Raw genomic sequence first — 24,902 nt, forward strand, 5'->3', positions numbered from 1 at the left:
TTCTCCTTACTTATCATATTTAAGATAATTATCTTTTATTAAATCTAATACATTTTGAGATAATCTTTGATAATCTTCTGTACTTAATTTCTCTTTATAATACTCTTCAAAAGATATTGGTTTATCTATATATAAAGTTACTTTATTAAAAATTTTATAAGAACTTATTATTGAAACTGGTACCACTAAAGCTTTCCCTTTTATGGCAAACATACCTAATCCAGCCTTAGCTTCTAAAAATCCTGTTCCTTTATTTCTAGTTCCTTCAGGAAACACTCCTAAACATTCCTTAGCTCTTAAAACTTTTAATATATTTTTAATTGTAGATGCTGTTGGGTTATTTCTATCTACAGGTATTACATTTAGTTTATTTAATATATATCCCAATGGTTTTATCTTAAACAATTCTTTTTTAGCAACCGCTTTAATTGGTCTATTTTTATGCATACATGCTGCTAAAAACACTGGATCTAAATTTGATCTATGATTTGCAGCTAATATAATAGCTCCCTCATGAGGTATATTTTCTCCACCTATTACTTCAAATTTAAAAAATAGTTTTGTGAATGTCTTTAAGACACCTGTTACAAAATCATAAAATTTCACATTAATCTCCCTTCGACAACTACTTTATTTTACTTATAAGCGATTCTACTACATTATCTATGTTCTTTCCAGTAGTATCAATTTCAATTGCATCTTTAGCTTTAACTAATGGTGCAAATTCTCTATTAGAATCTATTTCATCTCTTCTAATTACATCATTTATAACTTCGTCTAAAGTAGTTTCATATCCTTTGTTTATAAGTTCTTTGTATCTTCTTTCTCCTCTTTCTTCTGGAGATGCAACTAAATAAAATTTATAATCGGCATTTGGAAATACATACGATCCTATATCTCTTCCGTCTAGTATAACAGAACTTTTATTTCCTATATCTCTTTGTACATCAACCATTAAATGTCTTACATCTTTTATTTGAGCTATATTAGATACATTGTGACTTACCTGAGGAGTTCTTATTTCTTCTTTTAATATCTTTCCATCTAAGTATATATTATTATCTTTAAAATCTATATCACTATTTTTAGCTACTTCAACTATTGCATTTTCATCATTTATATCTATATTATTTGTAAGAACCTTATAAGTTATAGCTCTATACATAGCTCCTGTATCTATATAATTTATATTTAACTTATCAGCAACAATTTTTGCTATAGTACTTTTTCCTGCACCTGCTGGACCATCTACTGCTATTACTAAATTTTTCATTTAATTCACTCCTATTCACTTATATCGGGTCTTAATTTTTTTGCTTCATTTAAATAAATATGTTTTAATTCTTTTTTATTTTTATTACTATTTATATTTATCATTACACGGATACATTTACTTAAACTTCCTTTTATATATTTCTCTTCAAAGTTAAGTAATGGTGTATCACAAATATTTAACATATCTCTAACTGCTACTGATGGATATATACAATCTAAATCATTAGTCATTGTAAATACCATACTAATTATATCATCTATATCTAAACTATTTTCTCGTATTATACTTTCTACCATAATCTTTGTCTCATTTAAGATTTCTTCTTTAGAGTTTTCCCTTACTGTCGTAGCACCTCTAATTGCTAATACTCTCACTTAATAATCACTTCCTGCTAAATATCCTGTTGAAAAAGCTATCTGAAGATTATACCCTCCAGTTTCAGCATCTACATCTATAACTTCTCCAGCAAAGAATAAGTTTTTAATTAATTTTGATTCCATAGTTGATGCATTTATTTCTTTTACACTAACACCACCACTTGTAACCATAGCGGCTTTAATTGTTAGCATTTCAGATATAGTAAGTTTCATATCTTTTATATATTCTATTATTTTTAATTCATCTTCTTTTTTTAGTTCATTTGGTTTTATATCAATTAAATTTAGTAAAGTTAAAACTTCTTTTATAAAATTCTGAGGTACTATTCCTTTTAAATTTGTTAATATATTCTTATTTGGATTTTCTCTTATTATCTTTGAAATTTCATCCTTAGAAATATTAGGTAAAAAGTCTAAACTTAATTCTACATTACCATTATCTAATGCCTTATTTATATATGATGAAAACTTTAAAACTCCAGGTCCTGAAATACCAAAATGAGTAAATATCATGTCCCCTTGGGTTTCAATTTTCTTTTTCTTAATCTTTGTAGTCAATAATACATCTTTCATAGCTACTCCTTGAAGATTTTTAACAAAAGACTCTTTTATAACTAATGGTATTAATGCTGGATACAAAGGTTTTATTGTATGTCCATGCGATTTTAAAATATTAAACATAGATCCATCTGATCCAGTTGCAGGGTAACTTTTGCCTCCAGTAGTAACTATAACTTTATCACAGTATAAATCTTTACCACTATTTGTTTTAACACCTTTTACTATATCATCCTCAATGATTAAGTCTACAACTGTAGTATTATAAAAAATCTTTACATTATTTTTTAGAAGATCATTTTTTAATACTTCAATAACCTCATCAGCTTTATCAGACTTTGTATATACCTTTTCATCATACTCAACTTTATATTCTAAATTATTTTTACTAAAATATTCTAATAAATCATGATTAGAAAATGTATAAAATGAACTATATAAGAACTTTTTATTGTTGACAACCTTATCAAAAAAATCTTCTATATTTCTGTTATTTGTTATATTACATCTACCACCGCCTGTGAGTTTTAGCTTCTTTCCAATCTCATTATTTTTTTCTATAAGAATTACTTCATTTTGTTTTGAAGCTGAGATTGAAGCCATAATTCCAGCCGGACCACCTCCAACAACTATAACTTTTGACATATTTATATCTCCTTACTCTAGTGCTGAATTATTAATTTTTTCATTGTTCTTTATATGAGTTGTATCATTCATTTTTATTACAACTGGACCATAATTTCTAAATTCTACTATATTTAAAGCTGTATTATCTTGTTTAATTCTATATATATTTTCCATACCTGAGTTTAAAAATGATAATAACATAACCCTAACAGTTACAGAATGAGTAACAAGAACTATATGTTTGTTGTTAAACTTTTTATTAAGTTCATCGATAAACTTATCTACTCTTTCTTTTATTATATGTAATGTTTCTCCCTCTGGTATTTGAGCTAGATGAGGTTCATTTCTCCATGATGTATATATATCTGCATAATCTGATTTAATTTCATCAATTAGTAATCCTTCCCATTTTCCAAATCCCATTTCTCTAAGAGCCTCTGTTTTTTCAACTTCTATATTTAGGCTATTGCCAAGAATTTTGGCAGTTTGAACAGCTCTTCCTAAATCGCTAGAAAAAATATAATCTATATTATAATTTTCAGACATGCTCTTTGCTAATTCCTCTGCTTGTTCTATACCTTTAGCAGTTAAATCAGAATTTCCATGACCTTGAGTTTTGCCTAGAATATTCCAATTGGTTTGACCATGTCTAACTATGTAAAATGTATTTGCCATAAGTCTCCTCCTATATTTATATGTCTTTAGTTTAAGCGCTTCTCAAAACTTTATTATATCATAATTTGACAAATTTAAAAACTTAAACATACAAATCTATATATAAGGACAGACTATATAAAGAATAATCATAAAGGAGTTTTCATATATTATGTATAAATTTAAATGCTTAATACTTTTAATATTTATATCTAGTTTATTGTTAGGTATTGGGAAAAAGGATGAAAAATTATTTGAAGAGGATTATATATATAAAAACATATATATAGAGAATATAGATGTATCATCTATGACTAAAGATGAAGCTTTAAAGTTAGTTAATAAAACATATAAACTAAAGCCTATTAAATTAAAATCCGCAGATAAAACTTATACATTAAGTCCTGATGATATAAATTTAAGCTTTAATGTAGAAAATGCTGTAGATAAAGCCTATTTCTATACTAAAACCAAAAGTACTGTTGAAAATCTAAAACGAAAGTTAAATTTGCGCATCAAAGACAAATATATAATTAAACTCATACCTACTTATGATGAAGCTAAGTTAAGTAAAATTTTAAATAAAATTTGTAATGATACAGATAAGGAAGTAGTAAATGCAACTATAAAAATAAATGATAATGGCAGTATAAAAAAAACTAAATCTAAAAATGGTAGAAAAGTAGATTTGGTGGATTTAAAAGAAAATATATATAATATGATTTTATATAAAAATCTAAAAGATATAGATGTAAAAATAGATTCAACAACCCCAAAAGTATTAACTTCTGATGTAGAATCTATTAACACCGTTTTGGGACAATTTAGTACAACCTTTAATCATACTACATCTAGAGGCAGTAATATATCTATTGCATCTAATAGTACTAGTGATATTTTATTGCTTCCACATAATGAATTTTCCTATAATAATGCTACCGGATCTAGAACATGGCATAATGGATATAAATCTGCTAAGGTTATAGTTGGAGGAAAATATGTAAATGGAGAAGGTGGTGGAGTTTGTCAAGTATCCACTACAATTTATAATGCAGCGCTTATTTCAGGAATGGATATACAAGAGGTTCATAATCATACATTTATTTCAAGATATGCACCTGCAGGTAGAGATGCTGCTGTTTCCTATGGATATACCGATTTTAAATTTATAAACCCATTTAAACATCCTATTTATATAAAAAATATAGTTAATAACGGAGTAATAACTTCTAAAATATATGGTTGTAATGAAGATAGAGAAAAACTATATATATTAACTAAAAACAATTATGAAGACGATAAAATTAAAGTAGATACTTATAGGATATATTTAGATGAGGAAGGAAACAAAATTAGAGAAGAATTAATTAGTAAAAATGTATATAGAAAAAAATAAAAGGATAGGTTTATACCTATCCTTTTATTTTTTGAACTTCACTATCTATCAATTGTAAATTATATTGTTGTATTAACTGATCTAATAATTTTTTATAAGTTAAATTTCCGCTTTTATCAGATACAGTACTATATCCTGCATCTTGAAGCTCTTTAGATTGCTCTATATATGTAGGTTTATTAAATACATTTTTATATCTTGAATTTTCACTTAAAAATTTTGCATGATCTCTTAAAGAGTCATCTTTTGATTTATAAACCCTAAATTTATCATTTATAACTTGATTGTAATGTTCACTAGTCTCTATATTTATAGATTCGCCTTTCCAGTAAGAGTGTGCCTTTATTCCAAATAAATTATTATATTTTGATGATAATTCAGATTCACCCCAATTGGACTCTAGTATTGCTTGAGCTATAGTTATAGATGGCAATATATTATATTTTTTATAGTTTTCTACAGCACTCTCTTTTATTGAATCTATAAATTTAACATACTTTCCATCAGGACTAAGACTAGATGGTATTAATCCAAAATTACTTAAATCATTTATATAATTTTTTACTCTCTTAGTTTGACTTTTATTAAATTTTAATTTTTTACTTACTGCATCTAAAGTTAAAACCTTATATCTATTATTTTCTTTTACTAAAAATAAATTAGCAATTTCTTTAATTTCATCATTTGAAACATTTTTAAATTTATTATTATTTAACACTCCAATAATACTAGCAACCTGTTGCCAATTTACCTGAGCCTTGTTAAAACTAACTTCATCACTACACTTTATAAATTGTTCTACATTTATTTCGCTTTTGTTTATTTCTTTTAAATTAAATAGTCTTATAAGTAAAATTAAAGATATTACTATTAACAAAGACGTAATTCCTAATATAATCTTTTTTTTGCTCAAAAATTCTCCCTCCATGTTGTATTAATTAGCATTATATGTAATTATATCATTATATAAATTTTTTTGATGTAACAATGTTGTTAGATATGATTATTGACATATTAAAAACTCGATATTATTATCTAATTAAAATAAAATTTAGGAGTCTAATTATGATAACTTTAACTTTTAAACAAAATAATAACACAATTAATTTAAAGGCCAATGTATGTAAAAATACAATTTTAGCTAATTATATGGATTTCAAATACTTTACAGGGCTTTGTAAGGAAGGATGTCCCCATTATAATCTAAACTACACATGTCCACCAAATAGCCCTACGTTTACTGAATACACTAAAGACTACAAATTTTCTTTAGTTCTAGCCTTGTACATGAATATAGAAAAAAATCACTCACTTGAAGAAACCCATTCATACTTAAGAAAAATTTTATCAAGTATCCTTATTCCTTTAGAAAAAGAGTTTTGTGGACTATTAACTGATGGAGGTCGTTGTCAGTATTGTGAAAAGTGCACATATATAGATAATTTACCATGTAGATATCCAGATAAAATAAGATTTAGTATGGAAGCTATGGGACTTGATTTAGATAAAGTATGTAAAGATATATTAAATCATAATATAATGTGGGATAAAAAAAATGAAAATATATACTGTACAGTACTAGGTTCCATAAATTTTAATAAAGATATAAGTGAAAATAATTTTAAAAATGCAATATCAAAGTTATTAAAATAAAAAATGTATCAAAGATTAATCTTTGATACATTTTTTTAAATCATAAAATCTTCATCTTCTAATTCTTCATAAACTCCTTTTTGATATCCATTACCTTTAGTTGAAAAGAAATCATGAGATTTAGTTTCTGTGCTTAATCCATTTAAAACTATAGGATTTATATCATCTACCTTATAATAATCTTCAAATCCTAAATTTTCCAAAGCCCTATTAGCATTATATTGTAAAAATGTTATAACTTCATCTTCCAGTCCGCTATCTTTATATATCTTTTTAGTATACTCAATTTCATTTTCCATTAAAGCTTCGAATATCTCATACATTCTTATTTTTAATTTAAATTTTTCATCTTCATTAAATTTTTCATATATTTCTTGAGCTAAAAGGCCTATAAATTTTCCATGTAATGATTCATCTCGAAGTATAAGAGATATTATTTCACCACTGGCTATCATTTTACCTTGACCTGCTAGATACAATGGGTAGAAAAATCCAGAATAAAATAAAAAGCTTTCTAAAAATACACTCGTAACCATAGATAGGTATAAACTCTTTTGGTCACTTGTATTTTCATATTGTTGTAAAATTAAATCTGCCTTTTTTTGTAATGTTGGTTCTGTTTCTATCCAGTTAAATAGTTCATCTATTTGAGGTGTAGTCAATAGTGTCATAAATATAGAAGAATAACTTTTTGCATGTATTTCTTCCATTGTTCCCATAAATGACAATACAGCCTTTCTTTGAAGGTCATCAGTTAAGCTCATCATAGATGGAACTCCATTATTTCCTTGTTTTGTATCTAAAAGAGTAAGTCCTGCAAGTACTTTTTTATATAGTTCTCTTTCACTATCTTTTAAACCATTCCATGATTTTAAATCTTTAGATATAGATATTTCTTCAGGCAACCAAAATTGTTTTACATTTTGGTCCCAAAAAGCTTGTGTAAATCCATCATCTTCAACATTCCAGTTTACAGCTTTGTGTATTTTCTTTGAGTTAAATGTCATTTTTAAGTCCCCCTATACTGAACACATTAAACATTCATTATTTTCTCTTGTTATTTTTGTTCTTGTATAATATAAGCTTTTTAATCCTTTTTTATATGCATATATATAATACCTTGCTATATCTCTAGTTGTTTTATCGTCTGTAACAAATAAAGTTGTTGATATACCTTGGTCTACATGCGACTGAACTGTAGATACAATATCTATTACCTTTTTCATATCCATTCTATAAGCTGATTGATAGTAAAGTATGTTCTCATTAGTTAAAAATGGCATAGGATAGATAGTTGTTGAATCTCCATAGGTTCTAACCTCTACAGGTTCCATAATAGGCATTATACTTGATGTAGCATTTTGTACATAACTTATACTTTGTGTTGGTGCAATTGCAGTTAAGTATGCATTATATATGCCATTTTCCTTTACTTTATCAAGTAACTTAGCCCAATCAGATGGCGTAGGAATATATATACCTTCAAATAAATTGGATACTTTTTCTGTTTTTGGTAAAAAAGACTCTTTATAATATTTGGAAAGAACACTACTTTCTTGTCCTTTTGCATACTCTGATTTTTCAAAGCCTTCAAAAGTAGTATTTTTTTCTATAGAAATTTCCATAGAAGTTTTTATTGCATAATATCTTATCGTAGCAAAAAATACATTTGAAAAATCTATAGCTTCTTCTGAAGTATACAATATATTTTCTCTAACTAGATATCCATGTAAGTTCATTGCTCCAAGACCAATTGCATGAGATGAACTATTTCCATTTTTTATAGTTGGAACTTCTTTAATATCTGTTTTATCAGATACAAATGATAAAGCTCTTATAGCTGTGTCAACAGTTTTTTCAATGTCTTTATTATCCATAACATTAGCTATATTTAAAGAACCTAAATTACAACTTATATCTTGCCCCCATATGTTTTCTCCGCCATAGCCTTTTATGTCAGATCCTGTTTGATATTGAAATATTTCGCAACAAAGATTTGACATTTTTATCATTCCTACATCCTTTAATATATGTTCTTTATTAGCCGTATCTATGAAAACTACATATGGATACCCACTTTCTTGTTGCATTTGAGCTATTTTAGTTAACATTTGCCTTGGATTAATTTCTTTTTTTATTATATCTTCATCATTTTTTAATTTATCATACCACTCATCCATATTTATATCATCTAAATAAACACCGTATTTTTTATATATTGAATTAGGATAAAAAGCATATCCTATCTTATTTTTCTCTGCTAGTTCCATAAATTTATCAGGTATAATAGCTCCAAGTGATAAGGATGCTAGTCTTATTTTTTCATCTGCATTAATTTTTTTAGTATCCATTAACATTTCAAAATCCGGATGAAATACAGTTAGATAAGCAGCTCCAGCTCCTTGTCTAGCTCCCATTTGGTTAAAGTAGGTAAAAGATTGCTCTAGCATTTTTGCAACTCCAACTACGCCACCAGCAGCTCCCTTTATATCTTTTATAGGTTCTCCACTAGCTCTAAGCCTTGATAAATTAAGAGCTACACCTCCACCAATTTTAGATAAATGATTTGATGAAGATATAGCATAAGATATTCCTTCTGTGCTATCTTCAACAGATAGTAAGAAACAAGATACCATCTCACCAGCCCTTTTCCTTCCTGCATTTAAAAATGTAGGTGTAGCTGGTTGAAACTCTTGTTTTACAAGTTTTTTAGCTAAGTTTAAAGCTAATTTATAATCTCCATCTCCTAGTGCTAAGGATACAATTAAAACTTTATCATTATAGTTTTCTAAAATTTCTTCTCCATCATTACTTTTTAAGGCGTAATTTTGGTAAAATTTATTAGCGCTCATATATGATTTAAATTCAAAGTTTTCTTTTTCTATATTTTCATAAGTATCTTTTATAAAGTCCATAGAATATTTATCTATTATGTCTTTTGAATAATAGTTATTATTTATTAAATAATTTAATCTTTGTTCTTGATTTTTGAACTTTTTCATTCGAGGATTTATATACTCTTTTAAATAACTTCTAAGAGCTTCTTTATCTTTTTCTAGTTGATATTTACCTTCTTTATCTTTAATTATTACTTCGTTATTGAGTTTAATGTACTTCAATTTCTTCCCACCTTTACAAAATAGATAAATAAATTTAATTTTATATACAATATGTAGTTATTTATTTTTTAATCATACACTACATATTGTATATACACCTTTTTTTTTATTTCTAATCTACTATTATTTAAATTAAATTTCAAAATGTATGTTTAGGGGAATATTTCAATGTTTTTAGTTTTTTTAAAATTTTCAAATAAATTTTTTTGTTTACAAATGTCTTTTTTTGATTTATAATAATAGTCAGTGGGAACTTATGCAACGACATAAGTATACGCTAGCCCATAAAAGCACCTATCTTTTGATAGGTGCTTTTTTTATTAATGAAATTTAAAATTTATTTTGTAATATTCACATAATTTTTATTTTCAAACTTAACATCAAATAACCTTGCATACAGATATATAATAATATAAAAATAAGCTTATTTATAATTTATAAATAAGCTTATTTTTATATTGTTTACTTTTTAATTTTCATCACTAAGTTTTCTATATCCATCATTCTATCTAAATAGTACCATTTACACTCAGTTCCTATTTTTGCATACTTATCTTTTTTATCATAGTTTGAAGCTTTTTTTGTATAGAATTTATATTCTTTTTTCCCATCTTTTTGAGTAATAGTTTCATATTTTAAATTATTTAAAAATCTATTTTCTATATATCCATAGACTTGAACTCTTTTTATATCATATATGTCTTTAACAAGATATTTTTTAATTGGATGTTTTTTATCTTCAACTTCTAAATTTAAATGAACACCTATATAGAAGTTTGCTTTATTTTTTGATTCAAATTCTTTTTTATCTACTATAATTCTACTGTGAATATCTTTATCTATCGAAGTTTTTACTTCTATTTTTTTGTTTTTAAAAATTTCTGATTTTATACCTCTATATTTAAAATAGTTTAAAGCTCCACATTCTCCTATTTTTTGAGCAAATATCATTTGCTCTCCTATTTCCTTTTGTAAGTTTTCATCTTTGATAGATTCTGGAACTAATTTTTTGTAATCATTAGATTCCTCTACACACCCTCTTGCATATTCTCTACACTCTTTAACTTGATCTTCTGTTACGTTTACAGATTTAGTTACTAATTTGTTAAATTTATGTTTTATATTAATATTTTTAACATTTATTAAATATTTACTTTTTGCGTCTATATATATCACCTTTGATCTCCTTAAAATTTATTCTTAAAATTAAACATAGTATTACATTACATTAAAATAGCTTTATTTTCAAGAACTATGTTAATTGTGATATCATATCTATATAAATAAGATTTTATTAGGAGGGGTTTCATGATTTACATATTAGTTGTTTTAATGTTGATATCTCTTAGTGTTTTATTGTATTTCACCTATAAACCGTATAAAAACTTTAGAGGTGTTTTTAAAACCTTAACCAGTATATTATTTGTATCTATAGCTTTAGTTGGATATATATTAAATAATTCAAACTTTACTTACTTTTTATTAATGTTATTAGGACTTATTTTCTCTCTATTTGGTGATGTTTTTCTCATTTTTGAAAAGGGAGAAAATTCATCTATGAGTAAAGCTTTTATATATGGGGTATTAAGCTTTAGTCTAGCTCATATATTTTTCTCGGCAGGGTTTATATATCTTAGCAGTTTTAAACTTTATACTATAGGTATTGCATTTTTGTTATCCTTTATAACTTTATTGATTTTAAAATCTATAAAAAATGTAAACTTTAAAGGTTCATTTTCTTATATAGTTTTTTATTCATTTGTAATTAGTTTTATGTTTTCACAATCTATTAATTTATACTTTACAGGTCATTTCAATAACTTTTATACTCTATGGATAACAATAGGTGCTTTACTATTTGTTTTGTCAGATTTAATATTAGCTTTTAATTACTTTTATAAAAATTGTCCTAAATTTATGGGAGTTTTAAACCTTTTAGTTTATTATATAGCACAGTTATTATTAGCTTTAAGTGTAGCCTATATATAAAATCATAATAAAAAAACTGTTTTGAATTAAAATTGATTCAAAACAGTTTTTTTATACCTTAAACTTCTACTAGTATATTTTCTAAATTATAAAATCAATATTTATAATTAACTATTTTTCAAAAAACTCTTTAGCATATACTACCGTTCCAGATACATCTTTAAGTGCACTTTCTTCAAGTTCTATTGACATAAAGTTTGGACTCGGAACTTCAAACGGAGCTTTAATTCCAAAGCATAAGGCTTCTTTAAACCCAAACTTAGGATAATAAGTTTCACTTCCAAGTACAATAACTGATTTATATCCTAAGTTTTTTGCTATTTCTAGTCCTTTATTAATTAACTTACTTCCAATACCTTTACCTTGATAACCAGGTAATACTGCAAGTGGTGCTAGTGCTAAAGCTTCAGATTCCTTATCTTCATTTTCTATTAGAATTTTTGTAAACATAATATATCCAATTATACTTTCATCGAATGTAGCTACCAATGAAAGTTCTGGTATGTAATTTTTTGAGTTTCTAAGTCTATTAACCAAGTCTGGTTCATCTCCATCTGAATGAATTTCATTTTTAAAAGCTTCTTTTATTAAAGAATAAATGATATTCTTGTCCTTTATATTTTCTTTTCTAATAATTATATTCATAAAATTTTTCTCCCCATAAAAAATATTACATAAAGTATATCAGATTAGACTTACTTATGTAATATTTTAAATTTATACAACTTGTTTTTTGCCCAGTTTATTTATAAAGTACAATACTATTGGTATACTAATAATACATATCGTAACTATTACATTCAGGTATAAAACTGGTTTACCAAATATATTATATGTACTTATATTTCCAAATATATTTTTGGGTCCTATTAAACTTTCTATATTTAATTCAGTAAAAACTTTAGCTAAATTATATGTTGGCATAAATCTACCTATAAATTCTGGTCCTAGCAATATAGCTACTCCTGCCGCAAGAGATACAAGATTACTTTTACTTATTAAAGATGCCAACATAATCACTAATGTAAATAATAAAACCCCTATAAAACTTACTATTAATCCGTAAATATAGAAGGTACCTATATTTATAGTATAAGGAGACCTTACACACCTGTCTAAAAAGCTCATAGGTACATCCCATCCCTTAAATCCATGCATAGCAAGTATTATTACCTGTATTCCATTCATAATTAAAAACACAAAAGTTGAAAATATAAGTCCCGTTATTACTTTTGCTGTTGTTAACTTTTTTTGTCCATTTTTAGAACTTAATACTATAGATGCAGTATTGCTTTGATATTCATTACTAAATATTGTACATATTGAAACAAGGATTAATATGGACATCCACATACAATTCAGGTTAAACTCAGTCGCTTCCCTCCATCCAAACTTAAAATAATATTTTGGATTTTCTTTTTTATCTACTAAATCATGTATATATTTAAGCTCTTTATATTCATAATTATTAATATCTCCTTCTTTTTCTAATCTCTTAAGCTCTTTTTTCATATCATTAAAAGTGTAAAATCTGCCATTTATCATATATTGAGGGTTTGTCGCTAATATATAATCCATCATACCAAAAGTTCTTACTTTTTCTTTCTCACTCAGTATTTTTCCATCATTATATTTTCTAAGTAAGGCAGTACCTTGTTTTTCAAATATGTCGTTTTTTTTCTCTGTTATAGAATCACCTTCATATTCTTTTCCTATTTTTTGTATACTAGAATAACTTAATCCTTTTGATTTTAAATCCAAATAACTCGTTACCGTTTCTGATAAAGATGCAATTATACATATAGCTAATAATATCAATACTATTTTTTTAGAAAAAATCTTATATAATTCAAATTTAATTAAATCTTTCATACTTACTCCCCCTTATAAACCTTTATCACTATCAAAATAATATAAAAACAAATCTTCTAAATTAGGTGATTCTTCTATAACCTCAACCCCATCTATTAATGAACTTTCATCTCCTACAACTCGAACCATGATATGTTCATGATCTCTTATAATATTAGATACCTTAAATTTACTTTGTACTTTATGCAATAAATCTTCTTTTATTTTTAAACTATGTACTTTTCCTCTAATACTATTTAACATTTCAACTGGAGTAGCTTTTTCAACTAACTCTCCATCTCTCATAATAAGTATTTCATTTGCTATAAACTCTACATCCGATACTATATGTGTTGATAGTATTACAATCTTATCTCTAGATATCTCTGCTATTAAATTCTTAAATCTTATTCTTTCATTAGGGTCTAGTCCAGCTGTTGGTTCATCTAGTATTAATATTTTTGGATCATTTAAAAGAGCTTGAGCTATACCTAACCTTTGTTTCATTCCTCCTGAAAACTTACCTATTTTTCTTTTTCTATCTTTCTCTAAATTTACAAATTTTAAAAGCTCATCGATTTTAATACTAGCTTTTTCCTTATCTATTCCTTTTAATGTTGCTACATATTCTAAAAACTTTTGCGCTGTAAAACTTTTATAAAATCCAACATCTTGTGGTAAATATCCCAAGACATCTCTATAATCTGCTCCTAGTTCAGTTTTACTCTTTCCATTTAAATAGACCTCGCCACTAGTAGCATTTGAAACATCTGCAAGTATTCGCATAAGTGATGTTTTTCCTGCTCCATTAGGTCCCAATAGTCCATATACCCCACTAGTTAAAGTTACATTAAAATCATTTACTGCAATCTTATCCTTAAATACTTTTGTTATGTTTTTTAAAGTTAATTCCATATCTTTTCTCCCCTAAAAATCAAATTTCTTATAATCTATAAAATTTATACTTTTTTTATAAAATAATCTTAACGAAACTATAGTTAATATTCCTAAAATTACTACCATTGTAAATAACTTTAAATTACTTACATTAGCAATATTTTTAAAAGTATTACTATCTACCATGTTTGAACATATTATCCATATCCCAGTTGATAATGCTATGCTATTCATACTTCTGTATATAGATGCTGTTACTAATGAAACAATAGATATAAAGCAAATTGGTATTAAACTTGTATTTATTAATTTTAATAAATTAACTTCTGAGTAAGTATTTGCTAGTATAAAACTCATAAATAAGCTTATAGCTATTGAAGTAATTCCAATTATCGTTAATTTAGCAAATATTATTTCTCTAAAAGAGTATTTATAACTAAGTTCTAGCTCCCAAACCCCTTCTTCTTTTCCCCTTAAAATTTCTACAAGCCCTAGTAGTATTGGTATAGGAGCAATTGTATATGAAGATACATATGGATTTAAATTATATTTTATAGCTCCTATCAATCCTCCTAAAGTAAGTATTAAGGATGCTATAATATATATTTTATTAAATAACATAAACTGTATTTTCATTAATTCCATGTTTGTCCTTATTTTATTTAATAAGTATATATTTTTATTTACTACTAAATTTTCACTTGAATTTTTAGGCATATAATTTCTCAATGTTTCTATAGTTAAATCAATTTTTTCTTCATCAACTTTTTTTACAACATAACTATCTAGAAAGTTTTCTATATCCAATAAATCTTCTTCTAATAAATTTTCAAATTCATAATCATTTATATCATCGTATCTTATGTTGTTTATTTTTGATGATGTTTTGTTCTTCATAGTTATCACCTCCAAGTAGTTTTTTTAAGTTTTTAACACCATTAAATAATCTTGATTTTATTGTATTTTCATTTTCTCCTGTAATATTGCTTATTTCTTTAATTTTTAGATCATTGTAATATTTTAATATAATAGCTTCTCTTTGAAGCTTCGGTAAGTTTTTAATAGCTTCTTTAATCTTAATTGTCTCTTCTTTTTTTGATAAAATATCTACTACATTAGCTTTATCTTCTATTTCATGATTATCTATATCATAACTTTGAATTCTTTGTTTATAAATTTTACTTCTAAAATAATCCTTAGTAGTATTTACAGCAATCTTTAATAACCAGCTTTTAAATTTACCGTTTTCTATTTGATATTTATCTATATTTTTCATCATTTTTATAAATACATCTTGAGTTATATCATAGGCTGTATTGTAGTCACTAGTATTTCGATAGATAAAGCTATAAACTAAATCGTAATACCTTTTAACTAGTATTTCCATTGCACTTTCATTACCTTTTATTAGTTCTTTTATTAGTTTTTCATCGCTTTGTGCCATTTTATCTCCCTCCTTTCACTTATATAACGAGGTTAGTTTAAAAAAGGTTTTATTTCTATCCATTTTATTTTACCAAATTTTTACTATTACTGTTTTTCCCATAGTAATTTAGTGGAGTATTTATTGAATAAGATGCATTAACTATAATTTTTGATTAATATTTATTTTAGGGAGGTAATTTTTATGAATAATAATGAAAAGTATCAGAGTAATAGTAAAGTTGTAGTTCAAAAATCAGTAAAATCAGGACTTTCTTTTGGAACTTGTCTTGCAATGATTATTTCTTATACAGCCTGGAACTCTATTCCTTGGACTATATTCCATGGTATGTTGAGTTGGCTTTATGTAATTTATTATTGGGCTACGTATACATAATTTAAAATAAAAAAAGCCACAATCTAATTTAGATTAGTGGCTATTTCTTTTATATATTTAGTTTTTAAAAATAAGAAGTACACAAAGTATATTACAAAGAATACTAAGGATACTATTATACCCTTTAATCCTAAATAAGTCCCTTTCATTGAGCTTATTGATATAACACTAAATATAGAATTTAAAAATGCAATAAAATATGGAATAAAAAACATTGATCCTATTTCTATATTTAATACTCTTTTAATTTCATTTAAAGATAATCCTATTTTAGATAGATTTTTATTGACTTCTACTTTATACATATATGGTAAACTATTAAAAATTTCATAATATTTACCTTTATCATAATCATTAAGTGAATTCTTTTGTATTTTTTCTTGTAATTTGGAAATTATATCTCCACTGTTTTTCCAATTTTTATAATCATATCCGTATACACTTGTATTTATACTTAAAGAGTCTTTTGCTAAATCACTATATAAACTATCATTTACTACAACTATATTTTATCCTTTGAAACTCCCACTACTTTTAGTGTATTGTTTAAAGCTGTAAACATAGATGTATCTTTTAATTTATTTCTATACTGTGTATCATTAAATCTAGGAACTAAAACTGCTTGGTTTTTATCTTGACTTACTTTGTCTAATCCTAGTTTACCTGCAATCTTATTATATTCAGAGTTTTTTATAACATAGTCATTACTATCATTTATCTCTAAAACATTATAAACCGTTTTATTATAGTTATATTTATTTTCTTTTAATGTGTTTTCTATAAGACTTAGTTGTTCATTTTTATTTTTATTATCTTCTTTACTTATATAATTTATTAGTATTGAAATACAGCTTCTTCTTTAGCTTTTTTAACACAAGCCTTAGCTAGTATTTTAGTAGGATCTATAAAGTTTTCTTCAATATCTAATATATTAACCCCAACAGGTAGCTCTGTGCATCCTAGTATTATATTATATAAATTTTGTTTCTTAAAATAATCAAAAACTTTAATAACTTCATCCTTATTAATATCTGATTTACCTTTTTTTATGTCGTATATAAAATTCATTATTATATTTTGATTTAAATCATTAGGTGTTACAATCTCTATATTATATCTTTCAAATATATTATTATAAACCTTAGCCTTTATAGTCCCTGTAGTAGCTAATAATACTACCTTTTTAACTTTACTTTCTTTTATAAACTTAGCTGTTTCCTCTATCATATTGATTACTTCTATATCGACACTGTCATTTATAAAATTATAAAAATAGTGTGCTGTATTACAAGAAATTGCTAAAAAATCTGCTCCTATTTTTTCTAAGTTTTTAGCAGATTTTATAAGCTCATTGGTTGGATTTTCTCCATTTCCTAATATAAAGTTAGTTCTATCTGGAATTTGTGCATTGTTATCTATTAATATATGGAGATGTTCATTATCGTTTTTTGCATTAGTTTCAAGTACTATTTTATTGAATAAATCAATAGTGGCTAAAGTTCCCATACCTCCTATAATTCCAACTGTTTTCATATATCTCCCCCTGAAAATTAAAACTTACTCATAAGTTCCAAATACTTTAACTTCTTTATTTTCAACCATTAATCTACCTCTAGCTATAACTGTATCTATATTTAAATTCTCATCTAATAAAATCATATCTGAATCAGAATTTTCTTTGATAGCTCCTTTTTTAGGATAAAGCTCTAATGCTTTTGCTACATTAGATGTCATAAAAGTAAGTGCATCTTCTATATTCATATTTTCTTCTAAAACCATGGCTTTAAACTCTTTGTATAATGCATTTACACTAGATACTCCAATTTTAATTAAATTTCCAAATTCATCATAATTAGACCAGCTTCCATATCCATCTGAACTTATAGTCACGTTTTCCAAAGGAATTTCTTTTTTTATAGCTTGTTTTATAACTTTTCTAGGGCTTAATTCATCATAAATTCCACAAGTTAAATCTATTATCCCACCTTTTTTAGCAAAATCAAAGCTTTGCTCAAGTAAGTTTTTATTTCTATTGACATGAGTAGGTCTAATAGTTCTAATTGGTATATCGCTATTGTCTAAAGCTTCATTTATAGAATTCAATCCGCGTTTTCCATCTCCCATATGGCATATTAAAACACCTGCTTTACCACTTATCATACCTGCTACTCTAACGTCTGATGCTACTCTTTGTAGTTCCTCATTTGTCAAAGTGGAAGATCTATGATCTGATACCGCTATTTTACATCCTATTATTTCATCTATAAAAGCTATATCTTTTCTTACTGATTCAGTTAATGTAACTGTTGGGTATTCATAAGATCCTGTGTGTACATATACACTTATCCCTTCTTCTTTTAAAGCTTTAGCTTTTGATACTAAGTTTTCAACACTTCTTGTAGTAGCATCTGTTCCAAGAAGTCCAATTACCGTTGTAATTCCTGATGAAGTTAGCTTACTAAGTGTTATTTCTGGAACTCTAGTTTTGAAACTTCCTTCTCCCCCTCCTCCTGTAATATGAACATGTTGATCTATAAATCCTGGTACTAATATCTTATTACTTCCATCTATTACTGTTACCTTATCATTATCTAATTTTATATTATCTTCTATTAAAGATATTTTATCAGAACATATTAATATATCTTTTCTTCCTATATGTTTTGGTGAGTATACATCTATATTTTTAATTAATATCATAATTTAAATCTCCCTCTATATTTTTTATATTTAACTTTATATTTATTTCTTGGCTAATTCTTTTCCTTTGTTATCTATTTTAGATATGCCAAACCCTGTTGCAGCTAATATTATTGCAAATATTATACCTGTATAGTTAAGTACTGCCCATGGCAAGTATTCCATTGTTGATACTCCTAAAGTTGATGCCATATATGCACCTGCTGCTGACCAAGGTACAAGTGGAACAATAACTGTTCCTGAATCTTCTAATGTCCTTGATAGATTCTTAGGGCTTAATCCTTTTTTAGGGTATACGTCTTTAAATAATTCCCCTGGTATTAGTATTGACAGATATGAACTACCAGTAACAAAAGCTACTGTAAAGCAAGATACTATTGTAGATAATATGATTCCAAAAGTAGATTTTACCTTTGACATTAAAAGTTCTAAAACAACATCTAACATGCCTGATACACTTACTATTCCTGCAAACCCCATAGCACAGAATATTAATACTGTCGTACTCGTTACTGATGCAACTCCACCTCTATTTATAAGTTTTAATACTTCCTCAGCTACTTCTCCTGCATACCCTGTCATAGTTACATCAAAACCACCTACTAAAGCTGAAAATCCATCTACTAAACTAAACCCTTGAACAGCTACTCCTAGTATTATAGTAAATATACTTGTTACTAACATAGTGGGTATTGTAGGCCATTTTCTTACAGATCCTAATATTACAAGAACTATTGGCATTAATAATATTATATTAAAATTAAACATTGAATCTAATTGAGTTGTCATTGTTGTTACTAACTCCGGTGTTACCATATCTGCACCAGTTGTTTTAAATCCTACAAATAAATAAACTATTAATGAAACTATAGCTGCAGGTAAAGTTGTATATAACATGTGTTTTATATGTTCGTATAGTTCACTTCCTGCTGCCATTGGTGCTAGGTTTGTAGTATCTGATAAGGGAGATAGTTTATCACCAAAAAATGCCCCCGCTACTACTGCACCTGCTGTTGCTGGTAATGATACTCCAAGCCCTCCTGCAATACCCATCATTGCAACTCCTATAGTTCCTGCTGCTCCCCAAGAAGTTCCAGTAACTAATGATAGTAATGCTGAAGATATAAATGCTGTAACTAATATGAATTTAGGGTTTATTAGTTGTACTCCATAATAAATTATCATAGGGACTGTTCCTGCAAACATAAGTGATCCTATTAAAAAACCTACACTCCAAAGTATTAACGTTGCTGGTAGAGCACTTGCTATTTTATCTATTATAGATTTTTGCATCTCTTCCCATGTATAACCAAGTTTTAATGCTATTATGGCTGCAAAGAACGCTGATATTACCATAATAGGTTCAATTTTCATTTTTAAATATCCATATCCAACAGCTAATGCTAAAATCATAAATAATATTGGTGTTATAGCTTGAAGTACTGTTGGTTTTTTCTTTTGGTTGTTAAATTTACTCATGTTAATTCCCCCATTTGCTTAATATTTTAATTAGTAATTTATACTCCTTATTAGTTTATATAAGCAAAGGTTATGCCAAATGTTTAAAAAAGTTTAAATTTTATAAAACGTTATTATTTTTTCTTAATTTTAAGTATTTTCTGATAATATTTCTCTTTTTATTACATAATAAAAGGGTTAATATTTTAAAATATTAACCCTTTTATATCCCTTTATTAATTAAATTTATCCCTTTTTCTGAAATTTTCGTCCCTTTTATCCCTTTATTTACTTCTATATACTCACTTTCTTTTAGTTTATTAAGTATTCCTCTTATTTGACCTTCTCCTAAATCTAAGCATTCCTCTTTTGAAATTTTACATAAAGCTCTTCTTCCTATTCCGTCATTTAAATAAATTTTATTTAAAACCCAAATTTCATTATCAGATAAAGTCATTTTAAATTTATTATTTTTGTTACCTTCTTCAATTCTCATATTGCTATTAGGTGTACTTTCTTTATGTACTAGATTTTTTAACATATATAAAGGTAAATCTTCAAATTTTATTTTAGTTTTATCTTCCTTTATATTTACTAAAAACTCAACTATGTTTACAAGTTCTCTTATGTTCCCAGGCCAATTATATTCCTTTAAATAATCAATAACTTTTTCGTCTAAAAATTTATTAATTGGCGTAAACACTTTATGTTTTCTTAAGTAATATTTTATAAGAAGCTCAATATCATCTTTTCTATCTCTAAGGCTTATTGTATATAAAGGCATAACGTTAATCCTATAAAATAAATCTTCTCTAAATCTATTTGCTTTGACTTCTTCCAATAAGTCTTTATTGGTAGCAGCAATAACTCTAACATCAATTGGAATAGGATCACAGCTTCCAACAGGAGTAATTTCTCTTTCCTGTAAAACTCTTAAAAGTCTTGTTTGAAAATGATAAGGAGCATCTCCTATTTCATCTAAAAAAATAGTTCCTTTATGAGCTTTTTTAAATAAACCTATCTTTCCACCTTTTTTAGCTCCAGTAAAGGCTCCTTCTTCATAACCAAATAACTCGCTTTCTAATAAGTTTTCTGATAGGGCAGAAAAGTTTATTGCTATAAATTTATTATTTTTTCTAGTAGATTCATTATGTATAGCTTGTGCTAAAATTTCTTTTCCAGTCCCACTTTCACCTTGTATTAATACCGTTGAATTACTCTTTGATATTTTTTTTGATAAATTTATCATTTTTAAAACTCTTTGATTATTTCCAATCATATCTTCAAATGTATATCGTGCACTATTTACATTCTGTTTTTTCTTTCTTCTTCTTTCTTCATCTAATTTATCTATAATACTAGATGTTTCAAGTATTATAGTATATCCCATCAGTTCATTTTTCGAATAAATTTTTTTATTAGATATGAATATTTCATTATCATTTATAAGTGTTAATTCATTATTTATGTTAGGAAACATATCATATATATTTTTTCCTGTTATATCTTCACTAAATCCTAAAATTTTCATAGAAACTTTATTATATACTAACACTTCATTTTTTGTATTAACATAAATTATACCTTCTTCTGAATTATCTATTATATCTTTTAAAATACGGGTTAATTTAATACTTTTATTTGAAATATTTACATATTTTTTATATTGAGTAACTATTTTTCTATAAAAGTAAGATGATAATAGGTCTTGATATATTTCTAAATCATCTAGATACATAATTATTTCCATTATACTTACTATATCAATTTCTCTAGTTCCTATATTTATAATTTCTGATACTCCAGTTGGAATAAATTCTTCCTCACCTGGAGTTATAGCAATTCTTTGAATTTCATAACTATCTATTCCAGGATAGTAAGGATGATATATTAAATGATCAACTCCATGAGCTATTAATTGCTTTATAGCAACTTCACAAGTATGTTTTGTATCGTTAACTAATAATACATTTGTTCCTTTTTTTAATGTAAAGAGTTTATCCAATAGTTCATGCTGTATTACCCGTTTAACTATAATGTATTTTTTAAATATATTATTTTTACTAAAAAATAAATTTGCTACATCAGCGCTAGAAAATACAATTAAATCTGAATCTGATAAATATATATTTTTATCATCAATAGAAAAATAATATATTATTATATTTTTTTCTAAAATACTTTCTAATTGCATTTTTAATGACTTTCCAGTTTCTTTCCCCAAACTAATTATTATGATTTTCTTCATGTCTATCCCCTAAATACTTAATATTTTATATTTAAAATATTATAACAAAAACATACAAATATCTATATTTATAAAATAAAAAACTGATACAAGGTAATTTACCTTGTATCAGTGTATCAGTTTTTTTATTTTATAGTCCAGATTCTCTAAATTTATCATTCATAAATTCAGTAGCTTTATGAAATGGCTTTTTAAGTATAACTAATAATAAAAATATTATAAAGAATACTCCTAACATCTCTAGGTCATAGTATACAGCGCTCATACTAGGGCCAGCTATAGCTTCTCTAAATCCATCTATTGCATAAGTAAATGGCCAAAATGGTTGCAATACTTCAAATATTTTAGGATTTGTCTGTATTGGATATATACCTCCAGAACCTGCAATTTGAAATACCATTACAAATACAGCAAGTGCTTTACCAACATTTCCAAATAAAGAAACTAGTGTAAATATTATTGTTGTAAATAATATTGATGAAACTATTGTAAATGTATATAAAAGAGGTATACTTACTGGTGCTTGAAATAAGAAAATATCTCCTGTTGCTATTATTAATGATTGTATTAGTGATACAGTCATAAATGTAAGCATTTTACCAAAATGTTTTTGAACTAAATTAGTATGTTCTCGGTCTAACTCTTCACATTCAGTAGTAAGTAATGATGTTGATAATAAAGCTCCAACCCATATAGCTAGTACTGAATAAAATGGCATCAAAGCAACTCCAAATATACCAGCTTTATATAATTCTACAGTTTTTACGTTAACTGGAGATGATATAAAAGATGCTATCTCTTTAGAGTTCTTATTAAGAGTATCAATTAACTTATCTAGATTTTTATCTGTTAAAACTTTTGTTTTATCTATTAAAGTATCTAAATCTTTCTCAAATTTATCAAGTTGTTTAGATATGTTAGTTGCTTGCTTTGCAGCTAAATCACTACTTGATATTCCATAACTTGAAAGTGCATTTAATTGTGGAACTATTACATTTATACTATCTAATACATTATTTATATTACCTGAACTTGAAACCATAGCATCTCCTACAGAATTTAAACTATTAGATATATCTGTAGTTAAACTACTACTTATACTATTTAGATTATTATTAAATGAATTTACTAAATCAGATAAAGAGTTTAATTGTTCATTTATTTTATCCTTCCCTTCATTGTTATCTATTAAAGATTTTATATTGTTTAATTTATCATTTTCTGAAGAAAGGATATCTTTTAAATTTTTAAGCTTATCTATTACTTTATTATTTATTGAAGTATCTTTTAATCCTTCAATAAAATCTATAAGTTTATCTATATTTTTTTCTAATGACGTAACTAGGTTTAAACTTGAATCTATGCTATCTTTTAAACTATCTTTTGATGTAGAATCGTCTATATTTTTTAAATTGTTAATTTCATTTTGAAGCTTACTGTTTAAGTTATTTATAGAGTTCATACTACTAGTTAAGTTTTGTGATGCATCATTAACACTATTTTGTGTAGATAAAACTAAATCTTTGCTATTATTTACTACAGATTTAAGATCATTTACTTCTTGTGTTATTTTAGGAAGATTTCCTTTAGTATCTTTTAAATATTTTTTTAATGTAGATGCATGAGAATTTGCTTCTTTTACATAATCATTTATTTTTTCTAAGTTACTAGATGTACTATTTAACGCATCTTTTAACTCTAGTATTTGTGGTTTGTTATCCTCTAATTTTACACCTAACGATGATAAAAATGAAAATGCCTCTTCATTTACAGTATCTACAAAATTTGCTTTGATTTCTTCAACTAACTTATCTTTAGCCACATCTGTTATTTTTGTCGCTATTGCATTTACCTTCTCATTTGCCTTATATATTATATTTGGCTTTTGTGGATCTTGAGTTGTAAGAGTTGCTAAATCCTTAGAAAAATCGCTAGGTATCTCAATTAATGCGTAAAATTTTCCTTCGTTTAATTGGTAGTTACCTTGCCATTCGTCTACAAATTTCCAACCTATATTATGATCTTTCTTTAATTGATCTACTATTTCATTTCCTACATTTACAAATTTTCCATTAACTGAAGTACCTTCATCTTGATTTACCACAGCTACAGGAAGGTTTCCTGTATTTACATATGGATTCCAGCATGCTTTTATATTTACCCATGCGTATAATGATGGGATTAGGCAAAGCACAGTTACAATTATAAAGGCTGCTGGAATAGTTGCTATATGTTTTAAATCTCTTAAGTAAATTCTAAAAACTTTTCTCATATTTTCAC

The 24,902-nt window shown here is 26.0% G+C and carries 24 protein-coding genes; 4 read left to right on the forward strand and 20 right to left on the reverse strand.

What is annotated here, in order from left to right:
• Positions 1 to 6: 6 nt before the first annotated feature.
• Genes ATCC9714_RS08275 through ATCC9714_RS08295 form a run of 5 tightly spaced genes read right to left on the reverse strand, consistent with a single transcriptional unit; the run spans position 7 to position 3,513 of the window.
• The gene (locus ATCC9714_RS08275) at positions 7 to 606 is read right to left on the reverse strand and encodes a lysophospholipid acyltransferase family protein (protein WP_021126170.1); all 600 of its coding nucleotides are present in this window, start codon (positions 604 to 606) and stop codon (positions 7 to 9) included.
• A 19-nt stretch (positions 607 to 625) separates the two neighbouring features.
• Positions 626 to 1,273 (reverse strand): (d)CMP kinase, encoded by a 648-nt coding sequence (cmk, locus tag ATCC9714_RS08280; protein ID WP_057544998.1) that lies wholly within the window; start codon positions 1,271 to 1,273, stop codon positions 626 to 628.
• An 11-nt stretch (positions 1,274 to 1,284) separates the two neighbouring features.
• Positions 1,285 to 1,650, reverse strand: coding sequence for a chorismate mutase (aroH, locus tag ATCC9714_RS08285; protein ID WP_077065677.1), 366 nt, complete (start codon positions 1,648 to 1,650; stop codon positions 1,285 to 1,287).
• Complete coding sequence (locus ATCC9714_RS08290; protein WP_057544999.1) at positions 1,651 to 2,856, reverse strand: BaiN/RdsA family NAD(P)/FAD-dependent oxidoreductase; 1,206 nt, start codon at positions 2,854 to 2,856, stop codon at positions 1,651 to 1,653.
• A gap of 12 nt (positions 2,857 to 2,868) precedes the next feature.
• Entirely contained in the window at positions 2,869 to 3,513 is a 645-nt protein-coding gene (locus ATCC9714_RS08295; protein ID WP_057542948.1) for a histidine phosphatase family protein, read from the reverse strand.
• A gap of 151 nt (positions 3,514 to 3,664) precedes the next feature.
• Here ATCC9714_RS08295 and ATCC9714_RS08300 point away from each other — a divergent pair, with 151 nt between their 5' ends.
• Positions 3,665 to 4,888, forward strand: a complete 1,224-nt coding sequence (locus ATCC9714_RS08300; RefSeq protein WP_057545000.1) for a VanW family protein — start codon at positions 3,665 to 3,667, stop codon at positions 4,886 to 4,888.
• 16 nt (positions 4,889 to 4,904) lie between these two features.
• Here ATCC9714_RS08300 and ATCC9714_RS08305 read toward each other — a convergent pair whose 3' ends face one another.
• On the reverse strand, positions 4,905 to 5,801 hold the full coding sequence (locus tag ATCC9714_RS08305; RefSeq protein WP_155485682.1) for a glycoside hydrolase family 73 protein: 897 nt from the start codon (positions 5,799 to 5,801) through the stop codon (positions 4,905 to 4,907).
• A 152-nt stretch (positions 5,802 to 5,953) separates the two neighbouring features.
• Between ATCC9714_RS08305 and ATCC9714_RS08310 the strand changes: the two genes are divergently transcribed.
• On the forward strand, positions 5,954 to 6,541 hold the full coding sequence (locus ATCC9714_RS08310; protein WP_057545002.1) for a DUF2284 domain-containing protein: 588 nt from the start codon (positions 5,954 to 5,956) through the stop codon (positions 6,539 to 6,541).
• Positions 6,542 to 6,576: 35 nt separating this feature from the next.
• Here the strand turns inward: ATCC9714_RS08310 and nrdF are convergent, their stop codons facing one another.
• From nrdF to ATCC9714_RS08325, 3 genes are all read right to left on the reverse strand, one after another.
• Positions 6,577 to 7,548 carry a class 1b ribonucleoside-diphosphate reductase subunit beta gene (nrdF, locus tag ATCC9714_RS08315; RefSeq protein ID WP_021129725.1) on the reverse strand — a complete coding sequence of 324 codons (972 nt, stop codon included), beginning with the start codon at positions 7,546 to 7,548 and terminating at the stop codon, positions 6,577 to 6,579.
• A 12-nt stretch (positions 7,549 to 7,560) separates the two neighbouring features.
• Positions 7,561 to 9,660 (reverse strand): class 1b ribonucleoside-diphosphate reductase subunit alpha, encoded by a 2,100-nt coding sequence (gene nrdE, locus ATCC9714_RS08320; protein ID WP_057545003.1) that lies wholly within the window; start codon positions 9,658 to 9,660, stop codon positions 7,561 to 7,563.
• Between the two features lie 462 nt (positions 9,661 to 10,122).
• Entirely contained in the window at positions 10,123 to 10,836 is a 714-nt protein-coding gene (locus ATCC9714_RS08325) for a hypothetical protein (protein ID WP_057545004.1), read from the reverse strand.
• Between the two features lie 132 nt (positions 10,837 to 10,968).
• Between ATCC9714_RS08325 and ATCC9714_RS08330 the strand changes: the two genes are divergently transcribed.
• Positions 10,969 to 11,649, forward strand: a complete 681-nt coding sequence (locus ATCC9714_RS08330) for a lysoplasmalogenase (protein ID WP_021126151.1) — start codon at positions 10,969 to 10,971, stop codon at positions 11,647 to 11,649.
• A gap of 111 nt (positions 11,650 to 11,760) precedes the next feature.
• Here ATCC9714_RS08330 and ATCC9714_RS08335 read toward each other — a convergent pair whose 3' ends face one another.
• From ATCC9714_RS08335 to ATCC9714_RS08355, 5 genes are all read right to left on the reverse strand, one after another.
• A complete protein-coding gene (locus ATCC9714_RS08335; protein ID WP_021126150.1) occupies positions 11,761 to 12,294 on the reverse strand; it encodes a GNAT family N-acetyltransferase in 534 nt (177 codons plus the stop codon).
• Between the two features lie 72 nt (positions 12,295 to 12,366).
• Positions 12,367 to 13,521, reverse strand: coding sequence for an ABC transporter permease (locus tag ATCC9714_RS08340; protein ID WP_057545005.1), 1,155 nt, complete (start codon positions 13,519 to 13,521; stop codon positions 12,367 to 12,369).
• 12 nt (positions 13,522 to 13,533) lie between these two features.
• Positions 13,534 to 14,415 (reverse strand): ABC transporter ATP-binding protein, encoded by an 882-nt coding sequence (locus ATCC9714_RS08345; protein WP_057545006.1) that lies wholly within the window; start codon positions 14,413 to 14,415, stop codon positions 13,534 to 13,536.
• Positions 14,416 to 14,427: 12 nt separating this feature from the next.
• A complete protein-coding gene (locus ATCC9714_RS08350) occupies positions 14,428 to 15,294 on the reverse strand; it encodes a hypothetical protein (protein WP_057545007.1) in 867 nt (288 codons plus the stop codon).
• The gene (locus tag ATCC9714_RS08355; protein WP_055341916.1) at positions 15,248 to 15,841 is read right to left on the reverse strand and encodes an RNA polymerase sigma factor; all 594 of its coding nucleotides are present in this window, start codon (positions 15,839 to 15,841) and stop codon (positions 15,248 to 15,250) included. Before ATCC9714_RS08355 ends, ATCC9714_RS08350 begins: the two co-directional genes overlap by 47 nt.
• A gap of 183 nt (positions 15,842 to 16,024) precedes the next feature.
• On the opposite strand from ATCC9714_RS08355, the gene ATCC9714_RS08360 reads away from it, so the two are divergent.
• Positions 16,025 to 16,216, forward strand: coding sequence for a hypothetical protein (locus tag ATCC9714_RS08360; protein ID WP_021126140.1), 192 nt, complete (start codon positions 16,025 to 16,027; stop codon positions 16,214 to 16,216).
• Positions 16,217 to 16,239: 23 nt separating this feature from the next.
• Here ATCC9714_RS08360 and ATCC9714_RS08365 read toward each other — a convergent pair whose 3' ends face one another.
• The 6 genes from ATCC9714_RS08365 to ATCC9714_RS08390 form a co-directional block, all read right to left on the reverse strand.
• A complete protein-coding gene (locus ATCC9714_RS08365; RefSeq protein WP_021126139.1) occupies positions 16,240 to 16,521 on the reverse strand; it encodes a hypothetical protein in 282 nt (93 codons plus the stop codon).
• A 529-nt stretch (positions 16,522 to 17,050) separates the two neighbouring features.
• Entirely contained in the window at positions 17,051 to 17,749 is a 699-nt protein-coding gene (cuyB, locus tag ATCC9714_RS08370) for a cysteate racemase (RefSeq protein ID WP_057545008.1), read from the reverse strand.
• A 24-nt stretch (positions 17,750 to 17,773) separates the two neighbouring features.
• Positions 17,774 to 18,916 carry a beta-aspartyl-peptidase gene (gene iadA, locus ATCC9714_RS08375; protein ID WP_057545009.1) on the reverse strand — a complete coding sequence of 381 codons (1,143 nt, stop codon included), beginning with the start codon at positions 18,914 to 18,916 and terminating at the stop codon, positions 17,774 to 17,776.
• Positions 18,917 to 18,958: 42 nt separating this feature from the next.
• On the reverse strand, positions 18,959 to 20,395 hold the full coding sequence (nhaC, locus tag ATCC9714_RS08380; RefSeq protein WP_057545010.1) for a Na+/H+ antiporter NhaC: 1,437 nt from the start codon (positions 20,393 to 20,395) through the stop codon (positions 18,959 to 18,961).
• Positions 20,396 to 20,597: 202 nt separating this feature from the next.
• Positions 20,598 to 22,622 (reverse strand): sigma-54 interaction domain-containing protein, encoded by a 2,025-nt coding sequence (locus ATCC9714_RS08385; protein ID WP_057545011.1) that lies wholly within the window; start codon positions 22,620 to 22,622, stop codon positions 20,598 to 20,600.
• A 130-nt stretch (positions 22,623 to 22,752) separates the two neighbouring features.
• Positions 22,753 to 24,894 (reverse strand): YhgE/Pip domain-containing protein, encoded by a 2,142-nt coding sequence (locus ATCC9714_RS08390; protein WP_057535050.1) that lies wholly within the window; start codon positions 24,892 to 24,894, stop codon positions 22,753 to 22,755.
• Positions 24,895 to 24,902 lie beyond the last annotated feature (8 nt).

It is taken from the genome of Paraclostridium sordellii (genome assembly GCF_000953675.1).
Taxonomy (GTDB): domain Bacteria; phylum Bacillota; class Clostridia; order Peptostreptococcales; family Peptostreptococcaceae; genus Paraclostridium; species Paraclostridium sordellii.

Coding starts and splice junctions, on each gene's coding strand:
- cmk (WP_057544998.1), bottom strand. CDS start 1,273: ATGAAAAATTTAGTAATAGCAGTAGATGGTCCAGCAGGTGCAGGAAAA.
- ATCC9714_RS08290 (WP_057544999.1), bottom strand. CDS start 2,856: ATGTCAAAAGTTATAGTTGTTGGAGGTGGTCCGGCTGGAATTATGGCT.
- ATCC9714_RS08295 (WP_057542948.1), bottom strand. CDS start 3,513: ATGGCAAATACATTTTACATAGTTAGACATGGTCAAACCAATTGGAAT.
- ATCC9714_RS08300 (WP_057545000.1), top strand. CDS start 3,665: ATGTATAAATTTAAATGCTTAATACTTTTAATATTTATATCTAGTTTA.
- ATCC9714_RS08310 (WP_057545002.1), top strand. CDS start 5,954: ATGATAACTTTAACTTTTAAACAAAATAATAACACAATTAATTTAAAG.
- nrdF (WP_021129725.1), bottom strand. CDS start 7,548: ATGACATTTAACTCAAAGAAAATACACAAAGCTGTAAACTGGAATGTT.
- ATCC9714_RS08330 (WP_021126151.1), top strand. CDS start 10,969: ATGATTTACATATTAGTTGTTTTAATGTTGATATCTCTTAGTGTTTTA.
- ATCC9714_RS08335 (WP_021126150.1), bottom strand. CDS start 12,294: ATGAATATAATTATTAGAAAAGAAAATATAAAGGACAAGAATATCATT.
- ATCC9714_RS08340 (WP_057545005.1), bottom strand. CDS start 13,521: ATGAAAGATTTAATTAAATTTGAATTATATAAGATTTTTTCTAAAAAA.
- ATCC9714_RS08345 (WP_057545006.1), bottom strand. CDS start 14,415: ATGGAATTAACTTTAAAAAACATAACAAAAGTATTTAAGGATAAGATT.
- ATCC9714_RS08350 (WP_057545007.1), bottom strand. CDS start 15,294: ATGAAGAACAAAACATCATCAAAAATAAACAACATAAGATACGATGAT.
- ATCC9714_RS08355 (WP_055341916.1), bottom strand. CDS start 15,841: ATGGCACAAAGCGATGAAAAACTAATAAAAGAACTAATAAAAGGTAAT.
- ATCC9714_RS08360 (WP_021126140.1), top strand. CDS start 16,025: ATGAATAATAATGAAAAGTATCAGAGTAATAGTAAAGTTGTAGTTCAA.
- ATCC9714_RS08365 (WP_021126139.1), bottom strand. CDS start 16,521: ATGTATAAAGTAGAAGTCAATAAAAATCTATCTAAAATAGGATTATCT.
- cuyB (WP_057545008.1), bottom strand. CDS start 17,749: ATGAAAACAGTTGGAATTATAGGAGGTATGGGAACTTTAGCCACTATT.
- iadA (WP_057545009.1), bottom strand. CDS start 18,916: ATGATATTAATTAAAAATATAGATGTATACTCACCAAAACATATAGGA.
- nhaC (WP_057545010.1), bottom strand. CDS start 20,395: ATGAGTAAATTTAACAACCAAAAGAAAAAACCAACAGTACTTCAAGCT.
- ATCC9714_RS08385 (WP_057545011.1), bottom strand. CDS start 22,622: ATGAAGAAAATCATAATAATTAGTTTGGGGAAAGAAACTGGAAAGTCA.
- ATCC9714_RS08390 (WP_057535050.1), bottom strand. CDS start 24,894: ATGAGAAAAGTTTTTAGAATTTACTTAAGAGATTTAAAACATATAGCA.